Annotated in this window: 10 protein-coding genes; 8 read left to right on the top strand and 2 right to left on the bottom strand. The window is 68.0% G+C overall.

Annotation, left to right across the window (positions count from 1 at the left end; genetic code table 11):
* Positions 1-137: 137 nt before the first annotated feature.
* The gene (locus tag DDF67_RS07775) at positions 138-2,483 is read right to left on the bottom strand and encodes a TonB-dependent receptor (protein WP_109100320.1); all 2,346 of its coding nucleotides are present in this window, start codon (positions 2,481-2,483) and stop codon (positions 138-140) included.
* A 219-nt stretch (positions 2,484-2,702) separates the two neighbouring features.
* Between DDF67_RS07775 and ettA the strand changes: the two genes are divergently transcribed.
* Entirely contained in the window at positions 2,703-4,370 is a 1,668-nt protein-coding gene (gene ettA / locus DDF67_RS07770) for an energy-dependent translational throttle protein EttA (protein ID WP_109100319.1), read from the top strand.
* Positions 4,371-4,434: 64 nt separating this feature from the next.
* On the opposite strand, the gene DDF67_RS07765 is transcribed toward ettA, so the two are convergent.
* Positions 4,435-4,866, bottom strand: coding sequence for a hypothetical protein (locus DDF67_RS07765; protein WP_109100318.1), 432 nt, complete (start codon positions 4,864-4,866; stop codon positions 4,435-4,437).
* Positions 4,867-5,122: 256 nt separating this feature from the next.
* Here DDF67_RS07765 and DDF67_RS07760 point away from each other — a divergent pair, with 256 nt between their 5' ends.
* From DDF67_RS07760 to DDF67_RS07730, 7 genes are all read left to right on the top strand, one after another.
* Complete coding sequence (locus tag DDF67_RS07760; RefSeq protein WP_109100317.1) at positions 5,123-6,082, top strand: 2-hydroxyacid dehydrogenase; 960 nt, start codon at positions 5,123-5,125, stop codon at positions 6,080-6,082.
* A gap of 27 nt (positions 6,083-6,109) precedes the next feature.
* Positions 6,110-6,475 (top strand): VOC family protein, encoded by a 366-nt coding sequence (locus DDF67_RS07755; RefSeq protein WP_109100316.1) that lies wholly within the window; start codon positions 6,110-6,112, stop codon positions 6,473-6,475.
* 153 nt (positions 6,476-6,628) lie between these two features.
* Positions 6,629-7,606 carry an ArsR/SmtB family transcription factor gene (locus tag DDF67_RS07750; protein WP_109100315.1) on the top strand — a complete coding sequence of 326 codons (978 nt, stop codon included), beginning with the start codon at positions 6,629-6,631 and terminating at the stop codon, positions 7,604-7,606.
* Positions 7,603-8,553, top strand: coding sequence for a methylenetetrahydrofolate reductase [NAD(P)H] (gene metF, locus DDF67_RS07745; RefSeq protein ID WP_109100314.1), 951 nt, complete (start codon positions 7,603-7,605; stop codon positions 8,551-8,553). Before DDF67_RS07750 ends, metF begins: the two co-directional genes overlap by 4 nt.
* On the top strand, positions 8,550-9,410 hold the full coding sequence (gene blaCAU, locus DDF67_RS07740) for a CAU/MBL1b family subclass B3 metallo-beta-lactamase (protein ID WP_109100313.1): 861 nt from the start codon (positions 8,550-8,552) through the stop codon (positions 9,408-9,410). Before metF ends, blaCAU begins: the two co-directional genes overlap by 4 nt.
* Positions 9,407-10,498, top strand: coding sequence for a homocysteine S-methyltransferase family protein (locus tag DDF67_RS07735; RefSeq protein WP_109100312.1), 1,092 nt, complete (start codon positions 9,407-9,409; stop codon positions 10,496-10,498). Before blaCAU ends, DDF67_RS07735 begins: the two co-directional genes overlap by 4 nt.
* Positions 10,499-10,512: 14 nt before the next feature.
* Positions 10,513-11,517 (top strand): D-alanine--D-alanine ligase family protein, encoded by a 1,005-nt coding sequence (locus DDF67_RS07730; protein ID WP_109100311.1) that lies wholly within the window; start codon positions 10,513-10,515, stop codon positions 11,515-11,517.
* Position 11,518 lies beyond the last annotated feature (1 nt).

Raw genomic sequence — 11,518 nt, 5'->3', positions numbered from 1 at the left:
GAAAAAAGCCCCCTCCGCCCGGCAAAAGAGCCTCCAGAGTGGCTCATCAGCCTCTCGGCCGCCCGTCCGCCACCTCAACCTCGACGATCCGCCGTTTTAAGCAACACGCCCATCAAGGGGGAAGGGAGGAGGCTTGATCAGAACGCCTTCTTGATGGTCACGAAGCCCTGGCGCGGCGGGGCCGGCAGCAGGGTCATGGTCGTGCCGGCGGCGTCGCGGTTGACGAAACCGCCCGAGCCGATGGTCGAGATGTAGTCCTCGTCGAACAGGTTGGTGACGTTGGCCTGGATCTCCAGGCCCTTGCCCCAGCCCTCGTTCTGGAAGCGGTAGCCCACCGTCAGGTCGGCCACGGTATAGCCGTCGACCTTCCCGCCGATGTTCTCGTAGGTGTACCAGCGCTCGCCGGTGTGGTTGACGCCGAGCTTGGCGAAGAAGCCCGCCTGCTCGAAGCGGATCTCGGCCTTGAGGATGTTCTTGGGCGAGTTGACCACGGTCTTGCCGGCGGTGCGGGCGCTGACCGTCCCGTCGAGGGTGACGACGTCGTCCTGGTACTTGGAGTCGTTGTAGGTATAGGCGCCGTAGAGGCTCCAGGCCTCGGTGAGGCGGAACTCGCCGGCGACTTCGACGCCCTTGGTCTCGACCGAGCCGACGTTGCTGAGCACGGCCGGGTTGCCCTGGATCGGCGAGCCGTTGGCGTAGGCCAGCAGGCGGTTGTCGAAGGTCACGTGGTACAGCGCCGCGACGCCCTGGAAGCGGTCGGTACGGTAGCGCGCGCCGCCCTCCCAGGTCTTGGAGGTCTCGGGCTGGACCGTATCGGCCACGTAGTCGACGATCGTCTGGCTCTGCGAGCCGAACGGACCGGCGGTGGCGGCCGAGACGAAGGCGGCCATGTTCTCGGTATAGCCGCCGAACAGCTCCAGCCCGCCGTCGAAGGCGTAGACCACGCCCACCTGCGGCAGGAAGTTGTCCTTGCTCCGGATCGAACCGGTCAGGGCGTTGCCCGCGATGGTCTCGACGTCGTTGTCGACCTTGATGGCCTTGAAGCCGAAGTTGATCTTCAGGGCGTCGGTGACCGTCCAGGTGTCTTCGATGTGGGCGGTGCGGGTCTCGGTGGTGAAGGCGTACTGCCACTGGGTGCGGAACGGGTTCGACTGGAAGTCCAGCCAGTCGCGCGACGGACCGGTCAGGGTCTCGGCGTAGAAGCGGCGGGCCTGGTCGAAGTGGTTGTTCTCGGTCCAGAAGCCGACGCCGATCTTGTGGGTGCCCAGGTCGACGGTCAGGTCGGCGATCACGCCGCCGCGGTCGATGCTGTATTCGGTGGTGCGGATCGACAGCGGGGCGGCGGTGGAGCCGGCTGCGCCGTAGCCTGGGCTGACCTGATAGGGCGTGCCCCACAGGCCCTGGCCCTTGTTCTTGTGCTGGTAGGCGGTGGCCTTGAAGTCGACGCGGTCGCCGAAGGGCAGGGCCAGGGTCGCGCCGTAGAGGTCGTCGTCACGAATGCCGGCGCCGGCGTAGTAGGCGTCGTCGGGGTTGGCGACGCCGAAGGCGGCGTAGGGGTTGGTCCCCACGCCGGTCCAGTAGCCGCTGGCCAGATCGAGCAGGCCCGAGGTGTAGTTGTTCGGGTTGTTCATCACCGCGGCGACGCCGACGGCCTTGTTCCAGGCGGGGACGAAGTTGTCCCAGTCGCGGCCCAGGCGCTTGATCATGTCGAACGACATGTCCTGGTAGTCCTGCTCGCGGCGTTCCGAGCGGGTGTAGAAGCCGGTCACCGAGCCCTCGCCCAGCGGCAGCACGGCCTTGGCGTCGTACTGGCGCTGCTTCTGCTCGCTGCCGCCCTTCCACTTGTCGGTCTTCTGGTCGGCGACCGAGACGAAGGCGCGCAGGCCGCCCAACTGGTCGATCGCGCCGGTCTCGAAGCGGCCGAACACGCGGTGCATGGCCGACGAGCCGCCCGTCAGGTTCAGCTGGCCGCCCATCACCTCGGACGGATCGCGCGAGTAGAACTGCAGCGTGCCGCCGAGGTTCGAGGTCGAGGCGGTGCCGAGGCCGCCGGCGCCCTGGGCCAGCTCGACCTTGCCGATGTTCTCGCTGGCGATGGCGCGGCTGATGTGCAGGCCGTTGTGGTTGCCGTAGCTCATGTCGCCCAGCGGCACGCCGTCACGAGTGAAGCCCAGCTGGTTCTGGTTGAAGCCGCGGATCGACAGGCTGGTCGACCACTCGTAGGCGCCGAACGGGTCGGCCGACTGGAACGAGACGCCCGGCAGCTTGTCGATGGCCTTCAGGGCGCTCGTCCCGGCGACCTGGCTGGCGATGCTCTCTTCGTTGAGCACCTGGACCTGGCGGCTCTGGCCCTGGCCGATCACCACGACGGCCTCGACTTCGGCGGCGGCGTCGGGGGCGGGCTCGGGATTGTCGGCCGCGAAGGCCGGGGCGGCGAACAGGAGGGCGCCGAAGGCGGCGCTCAGCAGAAGGGCGGATTTCATCGGAACTATCCCCAGGTGCGCCAGGGGCGGGGAGGCCGCCGGGGCGCGTCTGGGATCGTTCGCCTAACGAGGTTCGATTACAGCCTGGCGACGGATATTTGTCGGCTGGCCGACGATGCGGCGACGAACGTGTGAAGGGGCCGCGATTGCGCAAACCGGCCCCAGACGCTATTTGAGCGGCCGATCCCCGAACCCGACCCGAGAGACGAAAAGCCCCTCATGGCGCAGCAATACATTTTCCAGATGCAGGGCCTGACGAAGGCCTATCCCGGCGGCAAGAAGGTCTTCGAGAACATCTGGCTGTCGTTCTATTCCGACGCCAAGATCGGCGTCGTCGGCGTCAACGGCTCGGGTAAGTCGACCCTGCTGAAGGTGATGGCCGGCCTGGACAAGGAATTCTCCGGCGAGGCCAAGGCCGCCGACGGCATCAAGCGCGGCTACCTCCCGCAGGAGCCGGTGCTGGATCCGACCCTGGACGTCTGGGGCAACGTCATCGCCGACTGCGAAGACAAGAAGATCTTCGACAAGTACAACGCTCTGGCGGCTCAGCTTGGTGAGGAATACACCGACGAGCTGATGGAGGAGATGACCAAGCTCCAGGAGATCATCGACGCCAAGGACCTGTGGGACATCGATTCCAAGGTCGAGATGGCCATCGACGCCCTGCGCTGCCCGCCCAACGACGCCAACATCGAAAGCCTGTCGGGCGGTGAAAAGCGCCGCATCGCCCTGGCCCGCCTGCTGCTCAGCAAGCCCGACATGCTGCTGCTCGACGAACCGACCAACCACCTGGACGCCGAGTCGGTGGCCTGGCTGCAGCACCACCTGGAAGAGTTCCCGGGCTGCGTCATCCTGGTGACCCACGACCGCTACTTCCTGGATCAGGTCACCAAGTGGACCCTGGAACTCGACCGCGGCAAGGGCATCCCCTACGAGGGCAACTACTCGGGCTGGCTCGAGCAGAAGCAGAAGCGCGTCGTCCAGGAGCAGTCGGAATCCGAAGCCCGCCAGCGCGCGCTCACCCGCGAACTGGAATGGGTCCGCAGCTCGCCCAAGGCCCGTCAGTCCAAGAGCAAGGCCCGCCTGGCCTCGTACGAGGAAATGGTCGCCGCGCAGGAGAACGCCCGCGCCGCCCAGACCCAGGCCCACATCCAGATCCCGCCCGGCCCGCGCCTGGGCAACGTGGTCCTGGAAGTCACCGGCCTGGAAAAGGAATACGGCGACAAGGTGCTGTTCAAGGACCTGTCGTTCCGCCTGCCGCCGAACGGCATCGTCGGCGTCATCGGCCCGAACGGCGCCGGCAAGTCGACCCTGTTCAAGCTGATCACCGGCCGCGAAACGCCCGACGCCGGCACCGTCAAGGTCGGCGAGACGGTCAAGCTGTCCTACGTCGACCAGTCGCGCGATGCGCTCGATCCGGACAAGACCATCTGGCAGGAAATCAGCGGCGGCACCGACGTGATGATCGTCGGCAAGCGCGAGATCAACAGCCGCGCCTATGTCGGCTCGTTCAACTTCAAGGGCGGCGACCAGCAGAAGAAGGTCGGCCTGCTGTCGGGCGGTGAGCGCAACCGCGTCCACCTGGCCAAGACCCTGGCCACCGGCGGCAACCTGCTGCTGCTCGACGAACCGACCAACGACCTGGACATCGAAACCCTGCAGGCTCTGGAAGAGGCGCTTGAAGAGTTCGCCGGCTGCGCCGTGGTCATCAGCCACGATCGCTGGTTCCTGGACCGCCTAGCCACGCACATCCTGGCCTTCGAGGGCGACAGCCACGTCGAATGGTTCGAAGGCAACTTCGAGATGTACGAGGAAGACAAGAAGCGTCGCCTGGGCGCCGACAGCCTGATCCCCAAGCGGATCAAGTTCCAGAAGTTCGCCCGCTAAGCGCGCGAGCCAAGGCGAAAAGAAAGGGGCGGCTCCATCGGGGCCGCCCCTTTTGCTTTTGAGCCTACTTGGGTTCCTTCGGCGGCAGGTTGGGATCCGAGCCCGGCAGGTTGGAGCCGGGGTTCGGGGTCATCATGTCGTCGGGCGGCGTGTTGGTCGGCGGCGTGGTCGGCATCGACGGCGGGGCGTCGGTGGTCGGCGGGTTCACCTGGGTGCTGGCGGCCGCGTCGCCCATGGAGCCGCTGGCCGGCGGCAGGGTGGTCGAGGTGTCGGTCGAGGCGCCCGTCGCGGCCTCGCCGGCCCACCAGTCCTTGGCCGCCCGCTGCTTGGGCGTGGCCTTGGAATAGGCTTCCAGCTGGTCGTAGGGGATCGGCTGCTTGGGGCTGGCCATGGCCGCCGAGGCCTTGACCTTGGGATTGGCGAGCGCCGCGCCCGAGACGGCGCCGGAAGCGGCCAGGGCGAGCGCGGCGCCCGCCAGCAGGGTTTTCGTGAACATGGGAGGTCTCCCTAATGCGCCGTTCTCGGCGCCAGTCGATAAAACCCCTTCGCGGTCAAGGCGTTCACAGCTTGGCCGGGTGCGGAACCCGTGGCGGCCATGACGGGTTGAGAGCGGCGCTTCAGATGTTCGTGCGTCGCGCGCTCTAGTGCTGGCGCGCGGACGCCAGAGGAGTAGCTTGACCCCCAGCAAGAACGATCGTCCCGCGGATCGGCGGCGGAGGCATTCCGCCGCGCGCCGGGACCGGAGAAGCAGCATGCCGCAGACCCCCGTCGTGAAGCCCCACATCGTCCTTTCCCACGAGATGCTGCTGCCGTTGCAGCCGCTGCTCGAAGGCGCGTATGAGGTTTGCCGCCTGTGGGATTATCCCGACCGCCTGGCCTTCCTCGAAGGGCCGGGCAAGCAGGTGCAGGCCATCGTCCATGCCGGTGAGATGGTGCTGCCGCGCGACCTGCTGTCGGAGATGCCGCGTCTGGGCCTAATCGCCTGCGTCAGCGTCGGCTACGACGGCGTCGACGTGCCGTGGTGCCGGGCTCATGGCCTGGCCGTCACCCATTCGGTCGGCCTCAACGCCGGTGACGTGGCAGACCATGCGCTGGGCCTGATGCTGAGCGCCTGGCGCGGCATCGCCGAGGGCGACCGCCGCGTGCGGGCGGGCCGCTGGACCTCGATGGACCGGATGGGCGCGCGCCACGGTCTGCGCGGCCGCAGGGCCGGGATCATCGGCCTTGGCCATATCGGCGAGGCTGTCGCCCGCCGGCTGGAAGTCTTCGAACTGAAGGTCGCCTGGTGGGGGCCGCGCCCGAAGGAAGCCGCCTGGCCGCGCGCCGACAGCCTGCTGGCCCTGGCCCGCGACAGCGACATCCTGATGGTCTGCGCCCGGCCCGACGCCTCCAACCGCCATCTGGTCAGCGCCGAGGTCATCGACGCGCTGGGGCCGCAGGGTCTGCTGGTCAATGTCTCGCGCGGGTCGCTGGTCGACGAGGACGCCCTGGTGGCCGCGCTGAAGGACGGGCGCCTGGGCATGGCCGCGCTGGACGTCTTCGAGCACGAGCCGACTTCGCCGGCCCGCTGGGCCGACGTGCCCCACACCGTGCTGACGCCGCACACGGCCGGCGCGACGCTGGACAGCATCCCGGCCATGGTCAATCTGACCATGGAGAACCTGCGCCGCTACTTCCTGGGCGAGCCGCTGGCCAGCCCGGTGGCGGCCTGACGGGTTCGGACAGGACAAGGGGATCGCATGGCCAAGGTGCTGGGTCTGGGCGGCGTGTTCTTCAAGACGGACGACCCCAAGGGTCTGGCCGCCTGGTACGCGCGGGTCCTGGGGATCAAGGTCGAGGACTGGGGCGGGGCGATGTTCGCCCACCCCAAGGTCGGCATGACCAACTGGTCGCCGTTTCCGGCCGACACCCGCTATTTCGAGCCGTCCAACGCGCCGTTCATGATCAACCTGATCGTCGACGACCTGGACGGCGTGCTGGCCAAGGCCGCCGCCGAGGGCGTCGAGCCGACCGGGCGGCAGGACGAGGAGTACGGCCGCTTCGCCTGGCTGGTGGATCCGGCGGGTTTCAAGGTCGAGCTGTGGCAGCCGTCGAGCGGCGATTGATCAGCTGGCCTGGCGCCTTGGAAGATTTATCCAAAGCGCTCGTCATCGTCCTCGTCTTTGGGGCTTTTTGATCCCCGCGCAACGGGATAAGCACGCGTCCCGCCACGCAGAATTCACTTGCCAAATCGGACATAAAGATATCTTTATATCCCTATGGCGCTAACGAGCGAACAGGTTGTCGACGTACTGCGCGCGGCGGGTGAAAGCACGCGTCTGCGCATTCTCGCGCTGCTGGCCGTCGAGGAGCTTTCGGTGCTCGAGCTGTGCCGGATCCTCGATCAGAGCCAGCCGCGCGTTTCCCGCCATCTGAAGCTTCTGGCCGAGGCCGGGCTGGTCGAGCGCTTTCCCGACGGAGCCTGGGTGTTCTACCGCCTTGCCGGCACGTCCGGCGGCGGGGCGGTGGTCGCCGCGGCCCTGGCGCTGATCCAGGGTGACGACGCGGTCGTGCAGGGCGACGCCAGCCAACTGGCCGCGGTGCGGGCCGAGCGCTCGGCCGGCGCCCAGGCCTATTTCGCGCGCAACGCCGCCCGCTGGAACGAAATCCGCTCGCTCTATGTCGACGAGAAGGAAGTTGAGGTCGCGATCCTGCGCGCGGCCGGCGAAGGTCCCTTCGACGAGATGGTCGACCTGGGCGCGGGCGCGGGCCGCATGCTGACGCTCCTTGGCGCCCGGGCGGTGAACGCCCTGGGTCTGGACCTGTCGCAGCAGATGCTGAACATCGCCCGCGACGAGGTGGCCAAGGCCGGGCTGACGGCCTGCGAACTGCGTCACGGCGATATCTTCGACACCGGCCTGCCGGGGGGCTGCGCCGACCTCGTGACGGTCCACCAGGTGCTGCACTATCTGGGCGATCCCGCCGCCGCCGTGGCCGAGGCCGCGCGCCTGGTGTCGCCGGGCGGCCTGCTGCTGATCGCCGACTTCGCCCCGCACGACCACGAGTTCCTGCGCGAAGCTCACCAGCATCGCCGTCTCGGCTTCGCCGATGACGAGATCCTGCCGTGGATCGAGGCCGCCGGCCTTGTTCCCGAAACCAACATCGCCCTGCCGCCGACCACGGCGGAGGGCCTGACCGTCAAGATCTGGACCGCCCGCCGACCCGGCGCGGCCCTCGCCGAAAGGACCGCCGCATGACCCTGCCGCCCACCCGTCGCGTGATCGGTCCGGTGGCCCGCGCCGGCGAGCGTCCCGCCGGCGCCGCCCGTCCGCGCGTGTCGTTCGAGTTCTTCCCGCCCAAGACCGAGAAGATGGAAGAGAGCCTATGGGAGGCGATCACCCGCCTGGCTCCGCTGGACCCGGCCTTCGTCTCGGTGACCTATGGCGCCGGCGGCTCGACGCGTGAACGCACCCACCGCACCGTCAAGCGCATCCTCGACGAGACCTCGCTGAAGCCGGCGGCGCACCTGACCTGCGTCGGCGCCAGCCGCGCCGAGGTCGACGAGGTGATCCACGACTACTGGAACATCGGCGTGCGCCACATCGTGTCGCTGCGCGGCGACCCGCCTCCCGGCGAGGGCGGCATCGGCGGCGTCTATGTGCCGCGCGAGGACGGCTACAAGAACGCCACCGAGCTGACGGCGGCCCTGCGCGGTGTCGCGCCGTTCGAGGTGCTGGTCGGGGTCTATCCCGAGAAGCATCCCGAGAGCCCGTCTCTGGACCACGATATCGACGTGCTGAAGGCCAAGGTCGACGCTGGCGCGACCCTGGGCATCAGCCAGTTCTTTTTCGACATCGACGCCTTCCTGCGCTTCGTCGACAAGGCGCGCGCCGCTGGCGTCACCATCCCGATCGTGCCGGGCGTCATGCCGGTGACCAATTTCAACGGCCTGAAGAAGATGTCGGCCGCCTGCCAGACGTCGGTGCCGTCTTGGCTGGCCAACCTGTTCGACGGCCTGGACGAGGATCCGGAGACCCGCCGCCTGATCGCCTGCTCGGTGGCCGCCGAGATGTGCGCCAAGCTGCAGGAGCAGGGCTTCAACGACTTCCATTTCTACACCCTGAACCGCGCCGACCTCGTCTATGCGATCTGCCGGGTGCTGGGCGTGCGCGAGACCGCGCCGGCCCGCGAGGCCGCCGCATGAAGGTTCTGGCCTTCGCCCTGGCGCTGGGCCTGGCCTCGACGAGCGTCGTCGCCCAGGCCGACGACAACGCCAACTGGACGCGGCCGATCAAGCCGTACCGGGTGGTGGGCAACATCTACTACGTTGGCTCCGAGGGCCTGTCGGCCTGGCTGATCACCACGTCGGAAGGCCATGTGCTGCTGGATGGCGGCCCGTCGGCCGAGGGCGGCAAGCTGATCGAGCGCAACATCCAGGCCCTGGGCTTCAAGCCTACCGACGTGAAGGTGCTGATCAACACCCACGCCCACTACGACCACGCAGGCGGCCTGGCCCAGCTGAAGGCCGACACCGGCGCCAAGGTCTGGGCCTCGCGCGCCGACAAGCCGGCTCTGGAGAAGGGCCAGCACTTCGGCGACAACGCCAACGGCCTGACGCCGTTTCCTGCGGTGAAGGTCGACAAGGCCTTCGGCGACGAGACCAAGCTGAAGATGGGCGGCGCGACCCTGGTCGCCCATCTGACGCCGGGCCACACGATCGGCTGCACCACCTGGACCACCCAGGTGGTCGAGCGGGGGCGCGCGCTGAACGTGACCTTCCCGTGCTCGCTGTCGGTGGCCGGCAACGTGCTGGTTGGCAACAAGGCCCACAAGTCGATCGTCGCCGACTATCGGGCCAGCTTCGCGGCGATGCGGACCCTCCCGACCGACGTCATGCTGCCCAGCCACGAAGAGCAGGGCGACCTCCTGACCAAGCGCCAGAAACAGCTGCGCGGCGACGCCGACGCTTTCATCGACCCCACCGAACTGGCCGGTTTCGTCGACGGCTACGAGACCCGGTTCAACCAGGAACTGGCGCGCCAGCAAGGATCCGCCAAATGACCGACCTTACCCTCCGCGACCTTTCCTCCAGGCTTGGGCGCGTCGCCGCCCTCAAGGCCGCCGCCAAGGAACGCATCCTCATCCTCGACGGCTCCTGGGGCGTGATGTTCCAGAAGAAGAAGCTGACCGAGGCCGACTATCGCGCCGAACGCTTCGCCAACTTCGACGGCCAGATGAAGGGCAACAACGACATCCTGTGCCTGACCCGGCCAGATCTCGTGGCCGAGCTGCACGACGCCTATTTCTCGGCCGGCGCCGACATCTCCGAGACCAACACCTTCTCGGGCACCACCATCGCCCAGGCCGACTATCGCCTGGGCGAACAGGACGTCTGGGACATCAACCTGGAAGGCGCCAGGATCGGCCGCCAGGTCGCCGACCGCTGGAACGCCGAGAACCCCGATCGCCCGAAGTTCATCGCCGGCTCGATCGGGCCGCTGAACGTCATGCTGTCTATGTCGTCGGACGTGAACGATCCGGGCGCGCGCAAGGTGACCTTCGACCAGGTCTACCAGGCCTATCGCCAGCAGGTGGACGCCCTCTATCAGGGCGGGGTCGACCTGTTCCTGATCGAGACCATCACCGACACCCTCAACTGCAAGGCCGCAATCAAGGCGATCCTCGACTGGCGCGACGAGGGCCACGAGGAGCTGCCGATCTGGATCAGCGGCACCATCACCGACCGTTCGGGCCGCACCCTGTCGGGCCAGACGGCCGAGGCGTTCTGGAATTCGATCAAGCACGCCAAGCCGTTCGCCGTGGGCTTCAACTGCGCCCTGGGCGCGGACCTGATGCGCCCGCACATCGCCGAGATGGCCCGCATCGCCGACACGCTGGTGGCGGCCTATCCCAACGCCGGCCTGCCCAACGCCATGGGCGAGTACGACGAGGAGCCGCACGAGACCGGCCACGCCCTGCACGAATGGGCCAAGGACGGCCTGGTGAACATCCTGGGCGGCTGCTGCGGCACCACCCCTGATCACATTCGCCACGTCGCTGACGAGGTGCGCGGCGTCGCGCCTCGCGCTATTCCGGAACGTCCAAAGGCCATGCGCCTGGCCGGCCTGGAACCCTTCGAGCTGGCCTGACCGAGTACGAGACGATGCGCACCACCATCCTTTTCGGCGGTCCCAGCCGCGAGCGCCTCGTGGCCGTGGCCAGCGCCCAGAGCCTGATCCGCGTGCTGCCCGAGGCTGAGCTGTGGTTCTGGGCGCCGGACGGCCAGGTCTATGCGGCCAGTCAGGCGGTGCTGCTGGGCCATGACCGTCCGTTCGAGCTTGACCTGCCGACCGAAGGCGCGCCGATCGGTGACATCGAGACGGCCCTGGACGTCGCCGCCCGCGAGGATCGCGTGCTGCTGCTGGGCCTGCACGGCGGCTTCGCCGAAGACGGGAGCCTGCAGACGCTGTGCGAAGCGCGCGGCGTGGCCTTCACCGGTTCGGGCTCGCACGCCAGCTGGCTGGCCTTCAGCAAGACGCGCGCGAAGGACGAGGTCGAGAAGGCCGGCGTCTCGGTTCCGCAGAACATCGGCCTGGACGAGGCCGAGGCGGCCTTCGCCAAGTACGGCCGCCTGATCGCCAAGCCCTCCGAGGACGGCTCCAGCTACGGCTTGATCTTCGTCGACACTCCGGCCGACCTGGAGGCGGCGCGCAAGGCGGCGACCGAGCAGGCCTATGTCATCGAGCCCTTCGTGCAGGGCCTGGAAGCAACCTGCGGCGTGCTGGAACTGGCCAGCGGCGAGCTGATCGCCCTGCCGCCGGTCGAGATCCGGCCGTCGGCCGGCAAGTTCGACTACAAGTCCAAGTACCTGGCCAAGGACACGGTCGAGATCTGCCCGGCCACTTTCGCGCCGGAGATCAACGCCGCCCTGCAGAACCAGGCGCTGAAGGCCCACAAGGCGCTGGGGTGCCGCGGCTATTCGCGCTCGGACTTCATCGTCTCCGAGCACGGCCTCGTCTATCTGGAGACCAACACCCTGCCGGGCCTGACCGCCTCGTCGCTGTACCCCAAGGCGCTGAAGGCGCAGGGGATCGACTTTGGCGACTTCCTGCGCGGCCAACTGGCCCTGGCCGAGGTTCGCGCCAGGCAAGCCGAGACGGCGGCCTGAT

It is taken from the genome of Caulobacter endophyticus (assembly GCF_003116815.1).
Classification (GTDB): Bacteria; Pseudomonadota; Alphaproteobacteria; order Caulobacterales; family Caulobacteraceae; genus Caulobacter; species Caulobacter endophyticus.
Note: the sequence above shows the minus strand (reverse complement) of the source record. Positions and strands in the feature narration are given on the sequence as shown.